Raw genomic sequence first — 21,181 nt, forward strand, 5'->3', positions numbered from 1 at the left:
AAGATGCGGGTCGGGCTCACAGGTGGTATCGGCAGCGGGAAGAGCACGGTTGCCGCTTTCTTGGGGCAGTGCGGTGCAGCAGTCGTGGATGCCGACGCGATTTCGCGTGCGGCAACTGCCACGGGTGGAAGCGCCATTGCCTCCATCAGCGCCGCATTCGGAACGGACATGATCGATGCCACGGGTGCACTAGACCGGGTAAAAATGCGGGCAAAGGTGTTCCAAGATATTGAGGCCCGCAAGCTGCTGGAGTCCATCATTCACCCACTGGTCGGCGCCGCTATTGAGACTGCCACCCGGGAGGCTCAGACCGGTGGTGCGCGATGTGTGGTGCTGGACATTCCCCTGTTGGTCGAGTCTGCGCATTGGCGGAAGCGGCTCGATAAGGTGCTCGTGGTGGACTGCTCTAACGAGACGCAGATCCGCAGGGTCGTGCAGAGAAACGCACTTCAAGCCCGCGAAGTGCAGGCTGTCATCGATAGCCAAGCCCCACGCCTCACCAGGCTTGCGGCTTCCGACTGTGTGATCTTTAACGAGGACCTGTCTTTGCTGCAACTTGAAGCGGTGACGAGGCAAATGGGCGCAAAGTTCGGGCTATGATCGACCGCCGACCGGAAATACCAGCGTGATCCTTTACGAATACCCCTTCAACGAACGCATCCGCACGTATTTGCGGCTGGAACACTTGTTTCTGCGTCTAGCCGAGTTGATGGGGCGACCTGATCCCCTAGACCACCACTTCGCGTTGACCACCATTTTTGAGGTCATGGACGTGGGTGCACGCGCTGACCTGAAGTCGGATGTACTGAAGGACTTGGACAAGCAAAAGCAGGTGTTGAATGGCTACCGGGGCAACCCCGCGATCTCCGAGGCGGCACTCGACAAAATTGTGAACCAACTCGACCAGTGCTTTACCGACTTGAATGCACTGGCCGGCAAGTCGGGCCAATCGCTCACCGAGAACGACTGGCTAATGAGTATCCGTAGCCGTGTGGGTATCCCGGGAGGCACCTGCGAGTTTGATTTGCCCGCCTACTATGCATGGCAGCACCGTGATGCGACTGCACGACAGCAAGATTTGCAGCGCTGGGCCTCGACACTAGCGCCTTTGGCAGCCTCGATTCACCTGCTCTTGAAGATGCTGCGTGACTCGGGTGCCCCGCAGAAGGTGATGGCGGTCGCTGGGCAATTCCAGCAAAATCTGCCCCAGGGCCGCACTTTCCAACTGCTACGCTTGGCGGTGGACCCTGCCCTACAGGTGATCCCTGAGATCAGCGGTAACCGGCTGATGGTATCTATCCGCTTTATGCGACACGAAGCCGACGACCGGCTGCACTCCAGTGCGCAAGATACGGGCTTTGAACTGACCTTGTGCTCTTGATAGGCGCCGCGCCGAATGACGATGGACTCTCCGATGTTGGTGTCAAACGCAGTTTCGATTTGATACAGCTGTCGAACGCAAACGCGGCGTGGATTTGATACACCGTTGTGTGGGGCGATTGTCTGTTTTGTCTTTGCTTGTCTTTCAAGCAGTCAGTGGCTCGCCACTGACTGCTTGGCGCCCTTAGGCTGCCTGTTCCTCCTGTGTATCAAGGTGACTGCGTTTTCGTTTGAGTAGGGTATTGCTGCTGGCGGCAATCACACCGGCACGCCGCTTATCTTTCAGGCGATAGGAGTCTCCTGAAATCGGGACCACATGGGCGTGGTGGAGCAGTCGGTCAAGTAGCGCCGCTGTCAGCGTGGCATCGTCTGCAAACGTCTGGTCCCATTGCCCAAACGGCAGATTGGAGGTCAGGATGAGACTTCCCACTTCATAGCGTTTGGCAATGACTTGGAACAGAAGATTCGCCTGTTCCCGATTCATGGGAAGGTACCCGACCTCGTCAATGATCAACAGCCGGTAGGGACGCACGATGCGTTTGATAGCCTCTTCCAGGGTGTTCTGCCGTAGTGCCGTGCTCAGTGTCATCAGCAGATCTGCCGCCGTGATGAAACGCGTCTTGATTCCAGCCTGGGTTGCCCTGTAGCCCAAGGCGATGGCCAAGTGGGTTTTGCCCACCCCACTGGCGCCCAGCAAGACCACGTTCTCGCTGCGCTCCACGAAGGCCAGACTGCCAAGCTCCTGTACCAGGGGTTTGGGCACGCCGCTGGCAAACTGGAAGTCAAACTCATCAAGCGTCTTGATGGCGGGGAAGCCCGCTATGCGCGTGAGCATGGCGCGTGTTCTCTCCACTCTGGCTAGAGCCTCGCCACGCAAGGCTTGCTCCAGGAACTCCAGGTACCCCAGCTCTTTCTTGGCCGCCATTTGCCCCAAGTGGGCAAGCTGATCGGGTAAGTTGAGCAGGCGCAGCTGATCACACAGTTCACGCAGTCTTTCCATTTGCAGGCTCATGGTCGTCCTCCTGCTGAGGCTTGGTTGTGCACCAGCGTGTCATACATCGCCAGAGGATGCTGCAGGCCTCGCCATGCCGCGGCTGGAATTGGCCGGACTGCTGCGCCGCTACCGGTGACTTTTTGCAATTGACGCACTGTTCGCCCACTGTAGGCGCTGGGGATGGCCAGCAGATGTGTGCGCTCCTGTTGCAAAGCCAGTGCCGGCACACACCCAGTGGTTCCGTGGATCCGCACATTGGCAACGTCACGCAGCCAGGTGCGCATTTCCCGATTGGCTGTGTCCGCGTCCACCACCAAGCATTGCTGCTTCATACTCGCCACCAATGGCACCCAGAAGCTGCGCCGGATGTAGCCATTCATGCGTTCGACTTTGCCCTTGGTCTTGGCCCGATAGGGCTTGCACACCCGCGGCACAAAGCCATGGTGGTGCGCAAAGTCAGCAAAGGCACCCTGGAACTGGTGCAGGTTCTTGCCGTAGGCGTCACGCTTGAGGATGACGGTCTTCATGTTGTCGTACAGCACTTCACGGGTGACTCCACCAAAGCTCTCGAACGCCCTGACATGGCACGCCAGTAGTGTCTCCAGCTTCATGTCTGTGACAAACTCCGCGAAGGTCGCCCGGCTGTGGCCAAGCGTTGCCACAAACGCCGCCAACATGCCGTCTTTATGCCCAGACTTGCGGAACTCGATCCAGTCCATCTGCATTTGCTCACCGGGCTGGGTCTCGAACCGCACAACCGGATCCGGGCGCGCCTGTGGACGCAACTCCTTGAGGTACTCCTGCAGGATGCGCACGGAGCCCGTATACCCCTGTGCGGCAATCTCACGCTGCAGCACCGTTGCGGGAATCCAATCAGGCTTGGCCGCCTGAATACGTCCAGCCAAGTAGTCCTTGAATGGATCGAGCTTGCTTTTACGTTCCGGCAGTTTCTTCATGGCCGGCGGACCGCCCTCCAAATACTTACGCACCGTGTTGACTGCCATTCCAGTTTGCGCCGATATCTCGCGCAAGCTCAGCCTGTGCTTCCTTAAAACCTTGAGTTCCATGTACTCCTCGTTCGTAATCATTGCCAGTCCCATCCATGGTTCGGATGGCTTGGCACGTTAGTCGAGGTGTATCAATTCCTCACCGCGTTTGCGTGTCATTTTCATACTGCGCGTGACATTGGAAAAGCTGGTGCGCTGCCCCGCGTGTGGTGGCGATAGCGTTTACGGACCGCGCAATCTGTTTCGCCCTTTTTGCAGCGAGCGTTGCAAGAACTTGGACTTGGGTGCTTGGGCGAGCGAGTCGTTCAGAGTGCCCACGGAGGCACCACCCGACGAGGCGCCATTCGGCGACCCGAAACTACAGTAAATCAGCCAATCACCGGCGCAGAATCTGCGCTGGTAGCTCCTGAAACAGTAGCACCCGTGTGATTGCGCTCTGCGGCAAACCAGTCAAGCACCGGGATGGTACCCGGTAAGACAGGCTCTACCGCTACTGGAAGCTGTTGCCACGCAAAGCTCTGGGACTCGCGCATTTCCAGCTCGCCACTCCACTCAAAGACTTTGCAAAAGTGCAGACGCACCAGCGCGTGTGGGTAGTCGACCATTTCAACCCGCCAAGGTAAGGCGGGGCCAATGTGAATGCCGATTTCTTCTATGAGCTCACGACGCAGTGCCTGCTCAATGGTTTCACCCGCTTCGACCTTGCCGCCGGGGAACTCCCAATAGCCTGCGTAGGGCTTGCCTTGGGGCCTGGATGTCAACAAAAACGCACCATCCGGGCGAACCAACACGCCCACGGCAACGTCCACAGCAGGACGGTCTGAACTGCCCGTACGCTGGGCTTGAGGATCAGCGACCAATGGGGTGGATGCCGTCAAGATGCGGCCCGCCCCGAATAATCGCGTGCAAACTGATAGGCGACACGGCCGCTCCGCGCTCCGCGCTCGAGTGCCCACAAGAGGGCCTCAGAGCGGGCAGCCTCAATGGCTGCTGAATCGAAACCCAAGGCGGTCAACCACTGGTTGACGATCGATAGATACTCATCTTGGCTGAATGGGTAAAAGCTTACCCACAGACCAAAGCGCTCAGACAAGGAGATTTTCTCCTCTACCCCTTCGCCGGGATGCACTTCCCCATCTTCGGTGTGCTTGTAGCTCAGGTTGTCGGACATGTATTCGGGCAAAAGATGCCGCCGATTACTGGTCGCATAGATCAACACATTCGGGGTGGAGGCTGCAACGGATCCGTCCAGCACCGACTTCAATGCTTTGTAGCCTGGCTCGCCATCATCAAAGCTCAAATCATCACAAAAGATGATGAATTTTTCCGGCCTTGCCGCAATCAGTTCGATGATGTCTTGGAGATCTATCAGGTCTGCCTTGTCCACCTCGATGAGGCGCAAGCCTGAAGGTGCGTAGGTCTGAAGGCATGCCCGAATAAGAGATGACTTTCCGGTACCGCGGGCACCGGTTAACAAGACATTGTTTGCCAAGCCACCGCGCACAAACTGCGCTGTATTGCGTTGGATTTTTTCCTTTTGGTCGTCAATCTCGCGCAGTGAGTCCAATGACATGGCACCCACATGCTGCACCGGGGAGATAACACCCTGGCCGCCGGACCGGCGACGATACCGGAAGGCGATCGACGCATTCCAATCTGGCGCTGTCAATGAGTGCGGAAGTGAGGCCTCCACACGCTGCATGAACAGTTCAGCCCGCGCGAAGAAGCGCTCTAGTGCATCAGACATCAAGCAATCCCGTTCAGGAGCGATAGTCGGCGTTGATCGTCACGTAGTCGTGGCTGAAGTCGCAGGTCCAGACCGTCTGGCTGGCAGCGCCCCGCCCCAAATGGACGCGCACGGTAATCTCGCTTTGCTTCATGACGCGCTGACCATCCTCCTCACGGTAGGCGGGATTTCGACCACCGCGGGTTGCGACGTGCACATCGTCCAAGAACAGCTCGATGAGTGACTGATCTAAATCCTGGATACCTGCGTAGCCCACGGCAGCAAGAATACGGCCGAGGTTGGGGTCGCTGGCAAAAAATGCGGTTTTCACCAAGGGTGAGTGCGCAATGGCATAGGCCACGAGACGGCACTCCGCTTCGGTTCCGCCACCCTCGACTTGCACGGAAATGAACTTGGTTGCGCCCTCGCCGTCACGGACGATGGCTTGCGCCAACTTGCGAGCAACCTCCAGCATTGCGCGCTTTAGAGGGGCGGCAGAGGCCGCGTCCAGATCAGTGACAGTTGGATTGCCCGCCTTGTTGGAAGCAATCACCAACAACGAATCATTGGTAGAGGTATCGCCATCTACCGTCACCCGGTTGAACGAACCTTCGGCAAGTTCGCGTGCTAGGGCGGGCATCACGGACGCATCGATACAGGCGTCGGTAGCAATGAACCCCAACATCGTGGCCATATTCGGGCGAATCATGCCCGCGCCTTTGCTGATACCCGTGACCGTGATCGGGAAGCCGTCCACCATGGCCGTTGCGCTGAAAGCTTTGGGCTGGGTGTCCGTGGTCATGATGCCCTCGGCCGCCTTGAGCCAGTTGCTTTCCCGGGCATCCAAAATGGCCGCGTCCAAGCCGGCCACGATCCGGTCCACTGGCAGTGGCTCCATGATCACGCCGGTGGAGAATGGCAGTACTTGCGTGGCCTTGAGGCTGAGCTTGCCCGCAAGAGCGGAGCAGGTTTCCTTGGCGCGCGCGAGCCCATCGGCTCCAGTGCCGGCGTTGGCATTGCCGGTGTTGATCACGACTGCGCGAATGTCACTGGCTGCGAGATGCTCGCGACAAATTTGTACCGGAGCTGCACAAAAGCGGTTCGTCGTAAACACGCCGCCAACAGCGCAGCCAGGGTCCAGCAGCATCACGGTCACATCTTTGCGGCCCGGCTTGCGAACGCCTGCCTCGGTAACACCGATACGGACACCGGGCACCGGCAACAAGTCGGCTGCAACAGGCAGCGGGAGATTCACTGGCATACAAAGACTTTCAAGAGAGTTTGCCGTGGCACTGTTTATATTTTTTACCGCTGCCGCAAGGACAAGGGTCGTTGCGGCCAACACGGGGCACATCGGACTCGGCAGTTTTTACGGTAGTGGCATCAGTCGTCGTTTCGACTTCACCAGTCTCTGTGGGAGCGGTGTAGGTGACGTTGGCGATGCTTTCCCCGCGCGATTCAATCGCGTCGGCTGCCTGCTCCAATTGTTCGTTGGATTGGATCTTGACGGTCATCAAGATTTTGGTAACGTCATTTTTGACGGAGTCGAGCAACTGCCCGAATAGTTCAAACGCTTCGCGTTTGTATTCTTGCTTGGGTTGCTTTTGTGCGTAACCGCGCAGATGGATACCTTGGCGCAGGTAGTCCAAGGCACTCAGATGGTCACGCCAGTGGCTATCGATACTCTGCAAGAGCACCATGCGCTCGAACTGGGTGAAGTTTTCTTTGCCAACCAAGTTCACTTTGCTCTCAAAAGCCTCGTTCGCAGCCGTAGTGACGGTGGTCACGATTTCATCATCCGTAATGGAGCTGGCGCTGCTTACTTGTTTCTGGAGATCGAGGTTTAGTTGCCATTCATCTGACAGCATCTTCTGGAGCGCTGGAATGTCCCATTGCTCTTCTACCGACTCTGCCGGGACGAACTGACGCACCATGTCTTCAAACGCACCTTCGCGCAGACCCGCAATCTGAGCCTCCAGATCGGTGGCATCCAAAATTGCGTTGCGTTGCTGGTAGATGACCTTGCGCTGATCGTTGGACACATCGTCGTATTCCAACAGCTGCTTGCGCATGTCGAAGTTGCGCGCTTCTACTTTGCGCTGCGCGCTCTCAATGCTACGGGTCACGATACCGGCTTCAATGGCCTCACCCTCAGGCATTTTGAGGCGATCCATGATGGATTTCACCCGGTCTCCGGCAAAGATCCGCATCAAAGAGTCATCAAGACTCAGATAGAAGCGGGATGAACCAGGATCACCTTGGCGGCCTGAGCGACCGCGAAGTTGGTTGTCGATCCGGCGAGACTCGTGGCGCTCGGTCGCAATGATTCGCAGGCCACCCAGCGCCTTGATAGCTTCGTGGTCTTTTTGCCACTGGCTTTTCAACTCCGCGACCTTGGCTTGCTTGGCAGCTTCGTCCAAAGAGGCATCGCCCTCAATCGCCTCCAGCAGCTTGTCCATGTTGCCGCCAAGAACAATATCGGTACCACGGCCCGCCATGTTGGTCGCGATGGTGATCATCTTTGCGCGACCGGCCTGAGCCACAATGTCTGCTTCGCGCGCGTGTTGCTTGGCGTTCAAGACCTGATGAGGCAACTTTTCTTTATCAAGGAGCTCAGCAATGATTTCTGAGTTTTCAATTGATGTGGTTCCCACCAGAACAGGCTGGCCCCTGTCATAGCATTCGCGGATGTCTTTGATCGCCGCATCGTACTTTTCGCGGGTTGTCTTGTAGACACGGTCCAACTGGTCGTCCCGGCGGCTGATACGGTTTGGCGGGATCACTACAGTCTCGAGACCATAGATCTCTTGAAACTCGTAGGCCTCGGTGTCTGCGGTGCCGGTCATACCCGCCAGCTTGCTGTAGAGGCGGAAATAATTCTGGAAGGTAATGGATGCGAGGGTCTGATTCTCCGCCTGGATCTGCACCCCCTCTTTGGCTTCTACCGCTTGGTGCAAGCCGTCGCTCCAACGGCGACCAGTCATCAAACGGCCGGTGTATTCATCAACAATGACGATTTCACCGTTTTGCACAACGTAGTGCTGGTCGCGGTGATACAAATGATTGGCGCGCAACGCTGCGTACAGGTGATGCATCAGCGTGATGTTTGCCGGGTCGTACAAAGAAGAGCCCGCAGGTATCAAGCCCAGCTCTGCAAAAATGGACTCGGCTACTTCGTGCCCTTGTTCCGTCAAGAAAACTTGGTGACTCTTCTCATCTAGAGTGAAGTCGCCAGGCTTGGTAATGCCTTGCCCAGTGATGGGATCAGCTTCCCCCTCTTGCTTGACCAAGCGCGGAATCGCTTTGTTAATGGCGAGATAGAGTTCGGTGTGGTCTTCAGCTTGACCACTGATGATGAGTGGTGTGCGGGCTTCGTCGATCAAAATGGAATCGACCTCATCCACGATGGCAAAGTTCAGTCCGCGTTGCACCCGGTCACCCGCCTCGTAGACCATGTTGTCGCGGAGGTAGTCGAAACCGTACTCGTTGTTCGTACCGTAGGTGATGTCAGAGTTGTAGGCCTGCTGCTTGTCTTCACGCGGGGCTTGGGGCATGTTTATGCCGACGGTCAGTCCCAAGAAGTTATAGAGGCGCCCCATCCATCGCGCGTCGCGGCTGGCAAGGTAATCGTTGACGGTAACAACGTGGACACCTTTACCGCTCAGTGCATTCAGAAACACCGGCAACGTCGCGGTGAGCGTTTTGCCCTCACCGGTGCGCATTTCTGAAATCTTCCCGTAGTGCAGTGCCATTCCACCCAACATTTGCACATCGAAGTGGCGCATTTTCATGACGCGCTTGGAGCCTTCGCGTACGAGAGCGAAAGCTTCCGGAAGGATGGCATCGAGTGTCTCGCCTTTGGCGACACGGTCTTTGAACTCTTGCGTCTTGGCACGGAGTCCGTCATCGGTAAGGGCCTCGAACTCAGGCTCTAGTGCATTGATGCGAGTTACTACGACCCGATACTGCTTGAGCAAACGATCGTTGCGGCTGCCAAAAATTTTGGTAAGGAAGTTAATAGCCATCAATGCGAGCACTGCCCGACGGACCCACCATGGGCTCACCGGACTGCACAGTCCTTTGTTTGTCTTGAGAAAGTGGAGGCTCTTTGCGGGAAGTCAAGCCAGACTAATGGCCAGCGCTAAGCATCGAGTCAATCGACTGATTTTAGCGCTGTAGAACAGACGCCTTGGAAGAGGCAGACCGCTCAGTGCCCAAACCTTTTCCAGCATTCAGAAACTTCTGTGGATCTTGAGGGACGCCCTGAACCAAGACTTCAAAGTGGAGGTGTGCGCCTGTCGATCGCCCGGTGTTACCGACATCCGCGATACGCTGTCCACGCTTGATCAGATCGCCCTTTTTCACATGGACTTTAGAGGCGTGCGCGTATCTCGTGATGAGGTCGTTACCATGATCCACCTCCAGCATGTTTCCGTATTGTGGGTGGTATTCCTGCGTTACCACCATACCGCCGGCAGCAGCGTAGATGGGGGTACCGACCCCCGCAGGAAAATCAAGCCCTGTATGCAGAGCCGAACGGCCTGTGATGGGATCGATCCGCCACCCAAAGATGGAGCCCAGATTGGCATCCAACACTGGTTGCTGCGTAGGCACCATCATTTTCTTTATCTTTTGCTCGAAGAGACGGGACTCAATGACTGTCATCACGTCCGCATTTTTACTGGCTGCGCCATCCAAAGAAGCCAGAGTTGCATCAAGCTCTTCGATGGAAAGGTCACGACCGGCGATCAGCGCTCCGCCGCGCCCTGGTGCGACTGTAATTTCAGCCGGATTGATACCAGCGAGCCCGGAAACACGTTCGCCGAGCGACTCTAGCTGCAACATCTTGGCCTGCATCTCGCCAAGGCGCTTGGCAAGCACCTCGATATTTTCTTTCACGTATCGATCGCGCTGGGCGATTTCGTCTTTGGCGACGAGACGTACCAGCGATCCAATCACTGGCCAGCCTTCTCGCGCACCCTTCATGAATACCCAGTGGTAAAGCCCCGCGGATACCAGCATCAACACCAATGAAGCCAGCAGTGTCGCGAATATCAATTTAAAGCCATTGAGATGGAAAGCGCGGGACCTTGCCATCCACGCATCCGTGATAATCACCTGCATCCAGCGAACCCCTTATTGCATCTTGCAAACATGATCAGAAACCACCGCTCTGTTTCAGCACTACAGGCGGCCCACGAGTCGCCCACGTTGTCACACCTTGCTGCACTCGCGAAGGAGTCGAGCGCTCGCCTTAAAAGCCTGGAGGGGCTCATTCCGGGAGGAATGTTGAAGAACATCAAACCGGGGCCGATTGAAGGCTCTACCTGGTGCTTACTGCTAGACAATAACGCCGTAGCGGCCAAACTACGACAGCTTATGCCCGCACTGCAAGCGCACTTACGATCAAAGGGGTGGAAGGTTACCTCAATTCGACTCAAGGTACAAATGTCGTCGCTTACACGATAAATAAGCGAGAAAGAAATGGTGCCGGTTATCGGATTCGAACTGATGACCTACCGCTTACAAGGCGGTTGCTCTACCAACTGAGCTAAACCGGCACGGGCTAAATTCTACACCAGCAATTTAGCGCTTCTCGAGAGAAAGCACTATTTAATTCGCGTCAGTGCTGGGCGCGATGCTGGTGTTGGAGACTTGGGCGGTGTAGGCTCTGCGCCTGCCTCTTGAGCAACGTCCACTGCCGTCAACGCCGCACCCGGTGCCTTGCTGACTGCCTCGACATCAAGTGACTGCGCTTTGGCGGTCTTCGTCGAGATGGGAAACGCCATGCCCTGGCCATTCTCACGGGCATAAATAGCCAGAACATGATCGACAGGCACCAGAATGTCACGAGCCACACCTCCAAACCGGCCCTTGAATTCGATGTATTCGTTTCCAAGCTTTAAGGCGCTGGTGGCATCGAAGCTGACATTGAGGACGATTTCGCCGTCCTTGACAAACTCTATGGGGACCCGCACCCCATCATCCACCTGAACGGCGATGAAAGGCGTAAAGCCGCTATCGGTGCACCATTCGTACAAGGCACGAATCAAATAGGGGCGAGTGGAAGGGGCGTCCATGGAGTCGAGCATAGATCCATCCTGCGTTATTTACGCATGACCTTTTCAGAGGGGGTCAATGCTTCAATGTAAGCGGGGCGCGAAAAGATACGCTCTGCGTACTTCAACAGCGGAGCAGCGTTTTTGCTGAGTTCGATACCGTAGTAATCCAGACGCCACAACAAGGGGGCGATGGCCACGTCCAACATCGAGAAGCTTTCACCCAACATGTATTTGTTCTTCAAAAACACCGGAGCAAGCTGAGTCAAGCGGTCGCGGATATGCGCGCGAGCCTTTTCCAAGGCCTTTTCATTGCCTTTGGTCGCACGCGCTTCCAAGGTATTTACGTGCACAAACAATTCCTTTTCAAAATTCAAAAGGAACAGGCGTACGCGTGCACGATCCACGGGGTCTCCGGGCATCAACTGTGGATGTGGAAAACGCTCATCAATATACTCATTGATAATGTTCGATTCATACAAAATCAGGTCCCGCTCGACGAGGATTGGCACTTGACCGTAAGGATTCATCACGCTGATGTCTTCAGGCTTGTTGTAGAGATCTACGTCGCGGATCTCAAAATCCATGCCCTTCTCGAACAAAACGAAACGACACCGATGGGAAAAGGGGCAGGTTGTTCCTGAATACAGCACCATCATGGCGAAAGACTCCTAAAAAATGCAAAAAGAGTGGGACGCGTCAGCGGGCCCACTCTGAATCTGTCACTAGCCACCCTCACCGGGAGCAGGACAGTCGAAAACTCTATTTCACGTCTTTCCAGAAGGCAGCATTCAAACGCCACGCAAACAAGGTTAAGACTGCAAGGAAAAGCAACACCCAAACGCCCACACGAACGCGGGTGTTTTGAGCGGGCTCGCCCATCCACTGAAGGTAGTTGACCAAGTCACCAACCGTTTGGTCGTATTGAGCAGGAGACATAGTACCCGGCGTTACTTGCTGCCAGCCTTTGAAGACTTTTTCTTCATGCCCGTGATTTACAACCGTCTCAAAGATGGGAACGCGCTTACCCTGAAGCTCCCACAACACGTGAGGCATTCCAACGTTCGGGAACGCCAAGTTGTTCCATCCCGTGGCCTTGGTGTCATCGGCATAGTAGGTCCGCATATACGTGTAAAGGTAGTCAGCACCTGAACCACCTGCGCCTGCACGTGAGCGCGCAATCACGGTCAAGTCAGGCGGGTTTGCGCCAAACCACTCTTTAGCCTGCCGCGGATCAATTGCAGCCTTCATGGTCTCGCCGACTTTATCGGTCGTAAACAGCAGGTTATCTTTGATCTGCTGATCCGTCAGACCAATATCTTTGAGACGGTTAAACCGCATGAACGCTGCCGAATGGCAATTCAGGCAGTAATTGACGAAGACTTTTGCGCCATTCTGCAAGGAGACCAAATCGTTGGTTTTAGATGGCGCCTTGTCCCAGGCAATGCCACCGGACGCGGCTTTGGCTCCGCCCACCAAACTCAAAACAAGAGCCAAGCCGAAAATGATTTTTTTCATACTTTAATCTCCAGCACTCAGTGGGCTGCAAATGTCACACGGGCTGGCACAGGCTTGCTTTCACCCACAGTGCTCCACCATGGCATCAGCAAGAAAAAGCCGAAGTAAAACAAGGTACCTACTTGGGAGACACGCTCGCCAATCGGAGATGGGGGCTGCACGCCAAGGTAAGCCAAGATCACAAAATTGATCACAAAAATGCCGTACAAATACTTGTGCCAATCCGGACGGTAGCGAATGGACTTCACAGGGCTGTTGTCCAGCCACGGCAAGAAGAACAAGATCACAACCGCGCCACCCATGACCACTACGCCCCAGAACTTAGCGTCGATCGACAGCATGGCTACAGAGACGAGCACTGCAGCACCCACGATGGCAGCCTTGAAAATATTGGGCAACTTCGCCTTGATTACACCGAAGGCAGCTGCACCAATCACACAGGCGATCAGCGCGTACATCATCTCGCTAGTGATAGCCCGCAACATGGAATAGAAAGGCGTGAAATACCAGACTGGAGCAATGTGGGCTGGAGTCTTTAGCGGATCAGCGGGGATGAAGTTGTTGTACTCCAAGAAATACCCGCCGAACTCTGGTGCGAAGAAAATGATGGCAGTGAACACCATCAAGAACATGCTCACCGCAAAGATGTCGTGCACGGTGTAGTAAGGATGGAAGGGAACGCCGTCCAAGGGGTGACCCTGGGCATCGCGCGGGGCGTTGGGCCCTTTGATTTCGACGCCGTCTGGGTTGTTAGAGCCCACATCGTGCAACGCAAGCAAGTGCGCAACCACCAGGCCCAACAACACCAATGGAACAGCAATCACGTGGAAGCTGAAGAAGCGGTTCAACGTGGCATCACCCACCACAAAATCTCCGCGAATCAGCAGCGCGAGGTCAGGCCCGACCAAGGGGACCGCGGCGAACAAGTTCACGATAACTTGTGCACCCCAATAAGACATTTGACCCCAGGGCAGCAGATAGCCCATGAAGGCTTCGGCCATCAGGCACAAGAAAATCGCACAACCAAAAATCCACACCAACTCGCGAGGCTTGCGGTAGCTACCGTAGATCAGGCCGCGGAACATGTGCAGGTACACAACGACAAAGAATGCAGAAGCACCAGTGGAGTGCATGTAGCGGATCAGCCAGCCCCAAGGCACATCACGCATGATGTACTCCACAGAGGCAAACGCCAAATTGGCGTCAGGCTTGTAGTGCATGACCAAAAAAATCCCGGTGACGATTTGAATCACCAGCACCAGCAAAGCCAGCGAGCCGAAGATGTACCAGAAGTTAAAGTTCTTCGGAGCGTAGTACTCCGACATGTGAACTTTGTAGGCATCAAAAGCCGTAGGAAAACGGTTCTCGAACCAATTGGTTACCTTTTCCCCGGAAGAGGCGTTAGGCGAAATGTCCTTGAATGCTCGGGCCATGTCTTATTCCTCAGGCTTCTTTGTCTTCGCCGATAAGCAGCTTGCTGTCGGACAGGAACATATGGGGGGGGACTTCAAGGTTGTCAGGCGCCGGTTTGTTCTTGAAGACCCGGCCAGCCATATCGAATGTCGAACCATGACATGGGCACAAGAAGCCACCCTTCCAATCATCAGGAAGCGAGGGCTGAGCGCCGGTCTGGAATTTGTCAGAGGGAGAGCAACCAAGGTGAGAGCAGATACCCACTGCCACAAAGAACTCCGGCTTGATGGAGCGCGCTTCATTGCGGGCGTATTCCGGCGTCAGCTCGTCAGGCTTGCGCTCTGACTTGGGATCTGCTAGTTGGCTATCGATACCGGCCAAAGCAGCCACTTGCTCTGGCGTACGTCGAACAATCCACACAGGCTTGCCGCGCCATTCAACAGTGACCTTCTCGCCGGGTTTTAGTTCAGCGATGTCTACCTCAACGGCTGCTCCTGCGGCCTTCGCGCGCTCAGACGGCTGAAAGGTACTCACAAAGGGAATGGCGGTTGCAACACCACCTACCGCACCAGCACAACCGGAGGCAATCAGCCAAGTCCGCTTGCTGGCGTCGATCTTTTTGCTGTCGACAAGTGTTTCACTCATGAGAATCCTCAACGAACGTCGCTAGTAGATTAGACAAGAATTGTAGCTGACGGATGTAGGGTTATTCAACGAACAGGGACTTGCGCAAGTCACCTTCGCAATGCCCTTGTGATTTCGGGGATACTAGCGCTTTTATCAATTAAGGAGAGTTACCCCATGGGCATGCTGCAAGAATTCAAAGAGTTCGCCGTCAAAGGTAATGTGGTCGACTTGGCAGTCGGTGTGATCATTGGTGGAGCGTTCGGCAAAATTGTCGACTCGGTGGTAGGCGACTTGATCATGCCTTTGATCGGTGCTGTCGTTGGCAAACTTGACTTTTCCAACCTCTTTGTGGTCTTGGGAAGCATTCCTCCTGGCACCGGCACCACTCTGGATGCACTCAAAAAAGCGGGCGTACCTGTGTTTGCTTATGGCAACTTCATCACCGTCGCAGTGAACTTTGCGATCTTGGCTTTCATCATCTTCCTGATGATCAAGCAAATCAACCGCTTGAAGAAAGAGGCTCCGGCTGCGGCACCTGCGCCTGTGGTTACTCCGGAAGACGTGTTGTTGTTGCGTGAAATCCGCGACAGTCTGAAGAAGTAAATTCGACAGCAGGATTTGCTACATTTTTAATTGCGAATCCTGCTTTACGTACCGGGGCCAAGTGCTTATTTAGTTGATTTTTACGAGGCGCTTCGCAGTATCAACCGACTCCAACAGGCTTCGATAGTCTGCAACACCGCGGCCCGCAATATCGAATGCAGTGCCATGATCCGGGCTGGTGCGTACCAAAGGCAAGCCTAGGGTCACATTCACACCCTGCTCCACCCCCAAGTATTTGACAGGGATAAGCCCTTGGTCGTGGTACATCGCCACCACCACATCAAATTCGCCGGGGTGGTCGTCTGTATTCCTCGCGCGCATAAAAACAGTATCGGGTGCAATAGGGCCGTAGACATCGGCCCCCTCAGACATGACTGCCGCAATCGCCGGTGCGATGGTCTCGATCTCCTCTTGCCCAAACAGCCCGCCCTCGCCCGCATGCGGGTTCAGACCCGCGACAGCAATCCGAGGCTCACGGCCTAATGCATTGCGCAAGGCGACACGGGTGATTCTCAGCGTATCGACGATGTTTTCGAAGGTGATCGCTTCCAGCGCTTTTCGGAGCGACACATGGATGCTGACCAGCACGGTTCGTAACTCATGGTTGGCCAGCATCATGCGCACTGGCATCGCTTCAACCGATAGACCTTGGGCATGGGCCGCACGCGCCTGCAGCAACTCGGTGTGCCCGGGGTACGCGTTGTAAGGCGCACCAGCAGCACTCATCGCCTCTTTGTGCAAGGGCGCCGTCACTAACGCAGCGATATCTCCACGCAACGCCGCATCTGCCGCCCAGACGACGCATCGGCCGGCGAACTCGCCCGCCGCCGCACTCACCATGCCATAGGGGACCTCAGGAAGCGCCGGGCCGACTTGGAGCACAGGAATACACCCGGGCGGAATGCGGCCCATGTCGTCGAGAGCGGTCAGGACTGCCACGGGTGCCACCAATCCGCCCTCCGCTACCAAACGGCTGGCGCGCCGCATAGCTTGCACGTCCCCCGCAACAAAACAGTCCCGCATCAACGCTGGCGCCTGTTGGTAACACCGGGCAATGATTTCGGGCCCGATTCCAGCTGCATCACCAAGGGTGATGGCTATCCAAGGAGTTGTCATGCGGGATTCGGGATATCAATGAAGGTATGGGTCAAACCGTGTTGCTCAGCCACCCAGGCTCCTACCGCCTGAGCACCATAGCGTTCGCTGGCATGGTGCCCACAGGCAATGTACGACACGCCGCATTCGCGTGCATAGTGGGCCTGAGGCTCTGAAATTTCGCCTGTAATGAACACCTGCGCTCCAGCGGCAATGGCAGGCTCAAAGTAACTCTGCGCCCCGCCGGTACACCACGCCACCTTGCTGACAGGCCCCGAAAATCCGGAAACACACGTCACGCTGCGACCCAATACGTTTTCGATATGCGCTGCGAGCGCTGTATCGCTCTCCCAGGCCGTTGACGCAGCGCCCAAATGCCCTAACGCTTGCTCTCCGAAGGTGGCCTGCGTTTCCAGTCCGAGCAGCTTACCCAGCTGGGCGTTGTTTCCGAGTTCAGGGTGCGCATCCAGCGGCAAGTGGTAAGCCAGCAGGTTGATGTTGTGGGTCATTAACAAGCCCAGGCGTTTTCGCATCCAACCACTCACCTGACCATCAAACCCTTTCCAGAATAAACCGTGGTGCACCAAAACTGCATCCGCCTTTTGATCGATCGCGGCTTGAATGAGCGCCTCGCTGGCTGTCACCCCACTAACCAAGTGTCCGATACCGGTGCGCCCTTCGACCTGCAATCCGTTATGGCAATAGTCCTTGAAGCGCTCCGGTTGAAGCAGTGTTTGTAGCGTTTGGATGAGCTGTTGGCGATCAATCATGGTGTGTCGGGCTCTCGTTTTTATTGACTATTGTCTCTGAGGGCGATGCCGGCTCTAGGCTACTATCGCACCCCTGCCCAGCGGCGATCCAGCGCAAGGCCATCTTGCCAAGCAAGAAGGCAAAACCACTGCGCACCGGCCACCAGACCGCAGGCCACACCCGCACAAGCATCGCCTGTGGATTTGCTACCGCACCACAGCGGTACCGCCGCGACACGCTGTCCCATTGCAAGGCCACGCAAGCCCCATTGCGGCGCCGACTGAGCACAACACCCACAGGGCACGGCTCCGCCAAGCAGCAAACGCCGCAACCATTGCACTCAGCCCCCCACTTCGGTTTGAGAGGCGCGTCCGGCTCGATCAGGATGGTGCGGTAAGAATCGGTCATAGTCCGTGCAGCAGCACACAGCTTAGCAGCCTACAATTTGCACGTGGCGCCCGCTGGTGTGTGCCCTTTGCAGAGTGATTTCATGAAAAGACTTTGGTTGCTGTTCTCTCAAACGTGCACCGTATTGCTGGCTTCGTATTTTGTAGTTGCGACGTTAAAACCCCAGTGGATCAGCGCCGGTACCAGCAGTCGTGGTGTCATCTCGATGTTTGAGTCACCCGCCCCACCAGCAGGGGAGATTCCTCCCGGCAGTTTGCGCATGGCAGCGCAGGTGGCGTCGTCCGCAGTAGTCAGCATCGCCACCAGCAAAGCGGCGGCGCAGCACCCCAATGCCGATGACCCGTGGTTCAAGTTTTTCTACGGCGACCAGAGCGATGAACCTCAGGGCGGCTTGGGCAGCGGCGTGATTGTCAGCCCGCAGGGCTACATCCTCACCAACAACCATGTGATCGAAGAGGCAGACGAGATCGAGGTCGTCCTCAACGACGGGCGCAAATCCGTCGCCAAAGTCATCGGCACGGATCCCGATAGCGACCTCGCAGTATTGAAAGTCGAATTGGACAAGCTGCCCACCATCGTGCTGGGCAATGCAGATGCCCTGCGTGTGGGCGACCAAGTTTTAGCCATCGGCAACCCGTTTGGCGTCGGGCAGACGGTGACCAGCGGAATTGTGAGCGCGCTGGGGCGTAACCAGTTGGGCATCAACACCTTTGAAAACTTTATCCAAACCGATGCAGCGATCAACCCCGGCAACTCGGGCGGCGCCTTGGTGGATACCAACGGCAACTTGCTGGGGATTAACACCGCCATCTACTCCCGCTCGGGTGGCAGCATGGGCATCGGTTTTGCCATTCCCGTGACGACCGCCAAGCAGGTGCTCGAAGACATTGTGAAAGACGGCAAAGTCACCCGGGGCTGGATCGGCGTGGAACCCAACGACCTCTCTCCCGAGCTGGCTGAAACCTTTGATGTGAAGGCCCAAGAGGGTGTCATCATCACTGGCGTGCTGCAAAACGGGCCTGCCGCTCAAGCGGGCATCCGCCCGGGCGATGTGATCGTGAGCATAGGCGGGACGCCCGTTCGAGATGTCACCCAGCTGCTGGCTCTGGTGTCATCGCTCAAGCCCGGTATCGAATCTGCTTTTGTGGTTCAGCGCAAAGAAGCTCAGGTGAACCTGAAGCTCACCCCTGGCGTACGACCCAAGCCCAAGGCAGTCAAGCGCTGAAAGCAAAACCCCCGCACAAAGGCGGGGGGTGGGTTTTGGAGCGGGGCTCGACTCAGGCGGACTTTGATTCTTCCGCAGGGGCCTGGGTGTGCTTGATAAAAATCTGCGCAGCCCAAATACCGATTTCATACAAGATACACATCGGGATCGCTAAAGCCAGCTGAGACACCACATCCGGCGGAGTCACGATCGCGGCGATCACAAAGGCGAGCACGATGAAGTAGCTGCGGAAAGCCTTGAGCTTTTCGATAGACACGATCCCCATTCGCGCCAGCACAACCACCACGATTGGCACCTCAAACGCCAAACCGAAGGCCAAGAACATAGACAGGACAAAGTCCAAATAGGCCTCAATATCCGGAGTCGCGGCAATGCTTTTGGGCGCGAAGCTTTGGATGAACTTGAACACCTGCCCAAAAACAAAGAAGTAACAAAACGCCACGCCAATAAAGAACAACACTGTGCTCGAAACCACCAAAGGGAGTACCAGTTTCTTCTCGTGGCTGTAGAGGCCGGGGGCCACAAAAGCCCACATTTGCCAGAGAACCACCGGAAGCGCAATCAAGAATGCGGTCATCAGCATGATCTTGAGCGGCACCAGGAAGGGCGAAATCACCGAGGTGGCAATCAGCTTGCCCCCTTCAGGCAGGGAGGCAATCAACGGCTGGGCCAAAAAGTCATACAGTGCGGCTGGTCCCGGGTACAAAGCCAACACCGCCATGGCGATACCCACCGCAATGGCAGCTTTGACCAAGCGATCGCGCAACTCCATCAAATGCTGGACGAAGGGTTGCTCTGTGCCGGCAAGCTCGTCTTGCGGTTGATTTTCAGTAGACATGGGTAGAGTATTGAGCGCCGCTCAGCGGGCGCGGGGAGGACGGAACCGGGCTACTCGTGCAGCACCCGACAAAGCACGGGTACGCACCCCGTTGCGGGCCTTGTACCACTGCGGCATGGCACCTTGCTTCAAACGCCAGTTTTTGTTGGGATGTTTATAGCTCGGTGGCTCGGGCGCCAGCGCTGCATCAGCGACCTCGGACCACGACTTCTCAAAGTCTGAGGCAGATGTCTGGATGGAGTTTTCTACATCGCGCGCGGCACCTTCGACGGTTTCGCGCATTTTCTTCAACTCGTCCAAGTCCATCGACCGGTTGACCTCAGCCTTCACATCTGACACATAGCGTTGCGCCTTACCAAGCAAGGCACCCACCGTGCGCGCAACCCGGGGCAGCTTTTCAGGCCCGATGACGATCAACGCCACCGCGCCGATCAGCGCCATTTTGGCAATTCCGAGATCAATCACGCAGATTCAGCTCAGGACTTTTGCTTGGCTTCCACGTCGATCGTGGTTTTCTCAGCGGCATTGGCCACTTGTTGTGCAGGAGCGGCTTTGTCGTCGGCAGCAGGCGTAGTGCCGTCTTTCATGCCGTCTTTGAAACCTTTGACCGCACCGCCCAGGTCAGAGCCGATGTTCTTGAGTTTCTTGGTGCCGAACACCATGACGACGATCAGCAGAACGATCAACCAGTGCCAAATAGAAAATGAACCCATGATGTACTCCTAACAATAAATTGAATTCTAGTCGCCCACTTGAAGCGACTAACCTTTCAGCCAGGGGCGAGAACCACCCATGATGTGAAAATGTAAATGATGGACTTCCTGCCCACCCTCTGACCCGGTATTGGTAACCAAACGGTAGCCGCCTTCGGGGTAAGGGTTGCATCCCTCCTTCAAAGCCAACTGTGGCACCAGGGCCATCATGTGGGCCATCAGGGTGCCATGCTCTGCAGTGATGTGCGCCATACTGGGAATATGCGCCTTGGGTATCAGCAAAAAATGCACCGGCGCCCAGGGATTGATGTCGTGGAAGGCATAAACATGCTCATCCTCAAACACCGCCTTGGATGGAATCTGCTTGGCCACGATCTTGCAAAAAATGCAATTCGCATCGTGGGCGTGATGGGTGTGCTCGCTCATGCACCGATCTCCTGACCTTTATTCATTGCCATAAAGCCTGTGACGATACGGTAAAGAAACCACAGTGATATGACAGCCCAGGCCACAGCGCCCGGAAAATACAAAAGCAGAAACAGAGGGAAAGTCAGCAAATACGCCAACCCGGCAAACAACACCGAGCGGATACGCCAGCGGAAATGCGAAGCATGCCAAGTACCGGCTGCGTCATCACGCTTGACCAAATCGATGATCAGGGCCACCAGCAACAGCGTCAAGCCAAACTGCCCGCCGGGAATCAAGGCCGCTACCGCCACGATGAGGTGCAGTACATAGCTGATGGTGCCCACCGTGTTCAGCCCCTGCAACTTGAGCAAAAGGGCTTGGTCTGAGGTAGCGGGGGTGGTGAAGTCTTGGCTCATT

The 21,181-nt window shown here is 56.0% G+C and carries 26 protein-coding genes and 1 tRNA gene; 6 read left to right on the forward strand and 21 right to left on the reverse strand.

Annotated elements, in window-relative coordinates; genetic code table 11:
* The first annotated feature begins 3 nt into the window (after positions 1-3).
* On the forward strand, positions 4-600 hold the full coding sequence (gene coaE / locus RAE21_RS11275) for a dephospho-CoA kinase (RefSeq protein ID WP_313881456.1): 597 nt from the start codon (positions 4-6) through the stop codon (positions 598-600).
* Between the two features lie 25 nt (positions 601-625).
* Positions 626-1,381, forward strand: coding sequence for a cell division protein ZapD (gene zapD, locus RAE21_RS11280; protein WP_313881457.1), 756 nt, complete (start codon positions 626-628; stop codon positions 1,379-1,381).
* Positions 1,382-1,564: 183 nt separating this feature from the next.
* Here zapD and istB read toward each other — a convergent pair whose 3' ends face one another.
* Entirely contained in the window at positions 1,565-2,392 is an 828-nt protein-coding gene (gene istB, locus RAE21_RS11285) for an IS21-like element helper ATPase IstB (protein WP_313879687.1), read from the reverse strand.
* Positions 2,389-3,462: an IS21 family transposase gene (gene istA / locus RAE21_RS11290; protein WP_428984048.1), complete on the reverse strand. Its 1,074-nt coding sequence runs from the start codon at positions 3,460-3,462 to the stop codon at positions 2,389-2,391. The genes istB and istA overlap by 4 nt, the downstream gene beginning before the upstream one ends.
* Before the next feature lie 76 nt (positions 3,463-3,538).
* Here istA and RAE21_RS11295 point away from each other — a divergent pair, with 76 nt between their 5' ends.
* Positions 3,539-3,748, forward strand: a complete 210-nt coding sequence (locus RAE21_RS11295; protein WP_313882699.1) for a DNA gyrase inhibitor YacG — start codon at positions 3,539-3,541, stop codon at positions 3,746-3,748.
* A gap of 1 nt (position 3,749) precedes the next feature.
* Here the strand turns inward: RAE21_RS11295 and RAE21_RS11300 are convergent, their stop codons facing one another.
* The 5 genes from RAE21_RS11300 to RAE21_RS11320 all read right to left on the reverse strand — a co-directional run bounded on the left by RAE21_RS11300 (position 3,750) and on the right by RAE21_RS11320 (position 10,231).
* Positions 3,750-4,259: an NUDIX domain-containing protein gene (locus RAE21_RS11300; RefSeq protein ID WP_313881458.1), complete on the reverse strand. Its 510-nt coding sequence runs from the start codon at positions 4,257-4,259 to the stop codon at positions 3,750-3,752.
* On the reverse strand, positions 4,256-5,128 hold the full coding sequence (locus RAE21_RS11305; protein ID WP_313881459.1) for an ATP-binding protein: 873 nt from the start codon (positions 5,126-5,128) through the stop codon (positions 4,256-4,258). The genes RAE21_RS11300 and RAE21_RS11305 overlap by 4 nt, the downstream gene beginning before the upstream one ends.
* 13 nt (positions 5,129-5,141) lie before the next feature.
* A complete protein-coding gene (gene argJ, locus RAE21_RS11310) occupies positions 5,142-6,368 on the reverse strand; it encodes a bifunctional glutamate N-acetyltransferase/amino-acid acetyltransferase ArgJ (RefSeq protein WP_313881460.1) in 1,227 nt (408 codons plus the stop codon).
* A gap of 10 nt (positions 6,369-6,378) precedes the next feature.
* Positions 6,379-9,132, reverse strand: coding sequence for a preprotein translocase subunit SecA (gene secA, locus RAE21_RS11315; protein WP_313881461.1), 2,754 nt, complete (start codon positions 9,130-9,132; stop codon positions 6,379-6,381).
* A 142-nt stretch (positions 9,133-9,274) separates the two neighbouring features.
* A complete protein-coding gene (locus RAE21_RS11320) occupies positions 9,275-10,231 on the reverse strand; it encodes a M23 family metallopeptidase (protein WP_313881462.1) in 957 nt (318 codons plus the stop codon).
* Positions 10,232-10,261: 30 nt separating this feature from the next.
* Between RAE21_RS11320 and RAE21_RS11325 the strand changes: the two genes are divergently transcribed.
* Positions 10,262-10,576, forward strand: coding sequence for a hypothetical protein (locus RAE21_RS11325; protein WP_313881463.1), 315 nt, complete (start codon positions 10,262-10,264; stop codon positions 10,574-10,576).
* 16 nt (positions 10,577-10,592) lie between these two features.
* On the opposite strand, the gene RAE21_RS11330 is transcribed toward RAE21_RS11325, so the two are convergent.
* The 6 genes from RAE21_RS11330 to petA all read right to left on the reverse strand — a co-directional run bounded on the left by RAE21_RS11330 (position 10,593) and on the right by petA (position 14,742).
* Positions 10,593-10,668, reverse strand: a tRNA-Thr gene (locus RAE21_RS11330).
* A 48-nt stretch (positions 10,669-10,716) separates the two neighbouring features.
* Positions 10,717-11,199: a ClpXP protease specificity-enhancing factor gene (locus tag RAE21_RS11335; protein ID WP_313881464.1), complete on the reverse strand. Its 483-nt coding sequence runs from the start codon at positions 11,197-11,199 to the stop codon at positions 10,717-10,719.
* Positions 11,200-11,213: 14 nt separating this feature from the next.
* Positions 11,214-11,825 carry a glutathione S-transferase N-terminal domain-containing protein gene (locus RAE21_RS11340; RefSeq protein ID WP_313875312.1) on the reverse strand — a complete coding sequence of 204 codons (612 nt, stop codon included), beginning with the start codon at positions 11,823-11,825 and terminating at the stop codon, positions 11,214-11,216.
* Positions 11,826-11,928: 103 nt separating this feature from the next.
* Positions 11,929-12,684 (reverse strand): cytochrome c1, encoded by a 756-nt coding sequence (locus RAE21_RS11345; RefSeq protein WP_313881465.1) that lies wholly within the window; start codon positions 12,682-12,684, stop codon positions 11,929-11,931.
* Positions 12,685-12,701: 17 nt separating this feature from the next.
* A complete protein-coding gene (locus RAE21_RS11350) occupies positions 12,702-14,117 on the reverse strand; it encodes a cytochrome b (protein WP_313875310.1) in 1,416 nt (471 codons plus the stop codon).
* 10 nt (positions 14,118-14,127) lie between these two features.
* Positions 14,128-14,742: a ubiquinol-cytochrome c reductase iron-sulfur subunit gene (gene petA / locus RAE21_RS11355; RefSeq protein ID WP_313881466.1), complete on the reverse strand. Its 615-nt coding sequence runs from the start codon at positions 14,740-14,742 to the stop codon at positions 14,128-14,130.
* 156 nt (positions 14,743-14,898) lie between these two features.
* Between petA and mscL the strand changes: the two genes are divergently transcribed.
* Entirely contained in the window at positions 14,899-15,327 is a 429-nt protein-coding gene (gene mscL / locus RAE21_RS11360) for a large conductance mechanosensitive channel protein MscL (protein WP_313875308.1), read from the forward strand.
* A 69-nt stretch (positions 15,328-15,396) separates the two neighbouring features.
* Here mscL and pdxA read toward each other — a convergent pair whose 3' ends face one another.
* From pdxA to RAE21_RS11375, 3 genes are read right to left on the reverse strand one after another with little or no spacing between them, the layout of a single operon-like run.
* A complete protein-coding gene (pdxA, locus tag RAE21_RS11365) occupies positions 15,397-16,443 on the reverse strand; it encodes a 4-hydroxythreonine-4-phosphate dehydrogenase PdxA (protein WP_313881467.1) in 1,047 nt (348 codons plus the stop codon).
* Positions 16,440-17,192 (reverse strand): Nif3-like dinuclear metal center hexameric protein, encoded by a 753-nt coding sequence (locus tag RAE21_RS11370; RefSeq protein ID WP_313881469.1) that lies wholly within the window; start codon positions 17,190-17,192, stop codon positions 16,440-16,442. Before RAE21_RS11370 ends, pdxA begins: the two co-directional genes overlap by 4 nt.
* Positions 17,185-17,580 carry a hypothetical protein gene (locus RAE21_RS11375; protein ID WP_313881470.1) on the reverse strand — a complete coding sequence of 132 codons (396 nt, stop codon included), beginning with the start codon at positions 17,578-17,580 and terminating at the stop codon, positions 17,185-17,187. Before RAE21_RS11375 ends, RAE21_RS11370 begins: the two co-directional genes overlap by 8 nt.
* 82 nt (positions 17,581-17,662) lie before the next feature.
* Here RAE21_RS11375 and RAE21_RS11380 point away from each other — a divergent pair, with 82 nt between their 5' ends.
* On the forward strand, positions 17,663-18,805 hold the full coding sequence (locus tag RAE21_RS11380; protein WP_313875305.1) for a S1C family serine protease: 1,143 nt from the start codon (positions 17,663-17,665) through the stop codon (positions 18,803-18,805).
* Positions 18,806-18,857: 52 nt separating this feature from the next.
* Here the strand turns inward: RAE21_RS11380 and tatC are convergent, their stop codons facing one another.
* From tatC to RAE21_RS11405, 5 genes are read right to left on the reverse strand one after another with little or no spacing between them, the layout of a single operon-like run.
* Entirely contained in the window at positions 18,858-19,643 is a 786-nt protein-coding gene (gene tatC / locus RAE21_RS11385) for a twin-arginine translocase subunit TatC (RefSeq protein ID WP_313881471.1), read from the reverse strand.
* A 21-nt stretch (positions 19,644-19,664) separates the two neighbouring features.
* Positions 19,665-20,108: a Sec-independent protein translocase protein TatB gene (gene tatB, locus RAE21_RS11390; protein WP_313881472.1), complete on the reverse strand. Its 444-nt coding sequence runs from the start codon at positions 20,106-20,108 to the stop codon at positions 19,665-19,667.
* Positions 20,109-20,119: 11 nt separating this feature from the next.
* Positions 20,120-20,356 (reverse strand): Sec-independent protein translocase subunit TatA, encoded by a 237-nt coding sequence (gene tatA / locus RAE21_RS11395; RefSeq protein WP_313881473.1) that lies wholly within the window; start codon positions 20,354-20,356, stop codon positions 20,120-20,122.
* Positions 20,357-20,404: 48 nt separating this feature from the next.
* Entirely contained in the window at positions 20,405-20,782 is a 378-nt protein-coding gene (locus RAE21_RS11400) for a histidine triad nucleotide-binding protein (protein ID WP_313881474.1), read from the reverse strand.
* The gene (locus RAE21_RS11405; RefSeq protein ID WP_313881475.1) at positions 20,779-21,180 is read right to left on the reverse strand and encodes a DUF4870 family protein; all 402 of its coding nucleotides are present in this window, start codon (positions 21,178-21,180) and stop codon (positions 20,779-20,781) included. Before RAE21_RS11405 ends, RAE21_RS11400 begins: the two co-directional genes overlap by 4 nt.
* Position 21,181 lies beyond the last annotated feature (1 nt).

The organism is Rhodoferax potami, assembly GCF_032193765.1.
Taxonomy (GTDB): Bacteria; Pseudomonadota; Gammaproteobacteria; order Burkholderiales; family Burkholderiaceae_C; genus Allorhodoferax; species Allorhodoferax potami.

What these genes read in the sequence shown, in the direction of transcription:
- coaE (WP_313881456.1), top strand. Translation starts at nt 4, where the DNA reads ATGCGGGTCGGGCTCACAGGTGGTATCGGCAGCGGGAAGAGCACGGTT.
- istB (WP_313879687.1), bottom strand. Translation starts at nt 2,392, where the DNA reads ATGAGCCTGCAAATGGAAAGACTGCGTGAACTGTGTGATCAGCTGCGC.
- istA (WP_428984048.1), bottom strand. Translation starts at nt 3,462, where the DNA reads ATGATTACGAACGAGGAGTACATGGAACTCAAGGTTTTAAGGAAGCAC.
- RAE21_RS11305 (WP_313881459.1), bottom strand. Translation starts at nt 5,128, where the DNA reads ATGTCTGATGCACTAGAGCGCTTCTTCGCGCGGGCTGAACTGTTCATG.
- argJ (WP_313881460.1), bottom strand. Translation starts at nt 6,368, where the DNA reads ATGCCAGTGAATCTCCCGCTGCCTGTTGCAGCCGACTTGTTGCCGGTG.
- secA (WP_313881461.1), bottom strand. Translation starts at nt 9,132, where the DNA reads ATGGCTATTAACTTCCTTACCAAAATTTTTGGCAGCCGCAACGATCGT.
- RAE21_RS11320 (WP_313881462.1), bottom strand. Translation starts at nt 10,231, where the DNA reads ATGCAGGTGATTATCACGGATGCGTGGATGGCAAGGTCCCGCGCTTTC.
- RAE21_RS11325 (WP_313881463.1), top strand. Translation starts at nt 10,262, where the DNA reads ATGATCAGAAACCACCGCTCTGTTTCAGCACTACAGGCGGCCCACGAG.
- RAE21_RS11335 (WP_313881464.1), bottom strand. Translation starts at nt 11,199, where the DNA reads ATGCTCGACTCCATGGACGCCCCTTCCACTCGCCCCTATTTGATTCGT.
- RAE21_RS11340 (WP_313875312.1), bottom strand. Translation starts at nt 11,825, where the DNA reads ATGATGGTGCTGTATTCAGGAACAACCTGCCCCTTTTCCCATCGGTGT.
- RAE21_RS11345 (WP_313881465.1), bottom strand. Translation starts at nt 12,684, where the DNA reads ATGAAAAAAATCATTTTCGGCTTGGCTCTTGTTTTGAGTTTGGTGGGC.
- RAE21_RS11350 (WP_313875310.1), bottom strand. Translation starts at nt 14,117, where the DNA reads ATGGCCCGAGCATTCAAGGACATTTCGCCTAACGCCTCTTCCGGGGAA.
- petA (WP_313881466.1), bottom strand. Translation starts at nt 14,742, where the DNA reads ATGAGTGAAACACTTGTCGACAGCAAAAAGATCGACGCCAGCAAGCGG.
- mscL (WP_313875308.1), top strand. Translation starts at nt 14,899, where the DNA reads ATGGGCATGCTGCAAGAATTCAAAGAGTTCGCCGTCAAAGGTAATGTG.
- pdxA (WP_313881467.1), bottom strand. Translation starts at nt 16,443, where the DNA reads ATGACAACTCCTTGGATAGCCATCACCCTTGGTGATGCAGCTGGAATC.
- RAE21_RS11370 (WP_313881469.1), bottom strand. Translation starts at nt 17,192, where the DNA reads ATGATTGATCGCCAACAGCTCATCCAAACGCTACAAACACTGCTTCAA.
- RAE21_RS11375 (WP_313881470.1), bottom strand. Translation starts at nt 17,580, where the DNA reads ATGACCGATTCTTACCGCACCATCCTGATCGAGCCGGACGCGCCTCTC.
- RAE21_RS11380 (WP_313875305.1), top strand. Translation starts at nt 17,663, where the DNA reads ATGAAAAGACTTTGGTTGCTGTTCTCTCAAACGTGCACCGTATTGCTG.
- tatC (WP_313881471.1), bottom strand. Translation starts at nt 19,643, where the DNA reads ATGTCTACTGAAAATCAACCGCAAGACGAGCTTGCCGGCACAGAGCAA.
- tatA (WP_313881473.1), bottom strand. Translation starts at nt 20,356, where the DNA reads ATGGGTTCATTTTCTATTTGGCACTGGTTGATCGTTCTGCTGATCGTC.
- RAE21_RS11400 (WP_313881474.1), bottom strand. Translation starts at nt 20,782, where the DNA reads ATGAGCGAGCACACCCATCACGCCCACGATGCGAATTGCATTTTTTGC.
- RAE21_RS11405 (WP_313881475.1), bottom strand. Translation starts at nt 21,180, where the DNA reads ATGAGCCAAGACTTCACCACCCCCGCTACCTCAGACCAAGCCCTTTTG.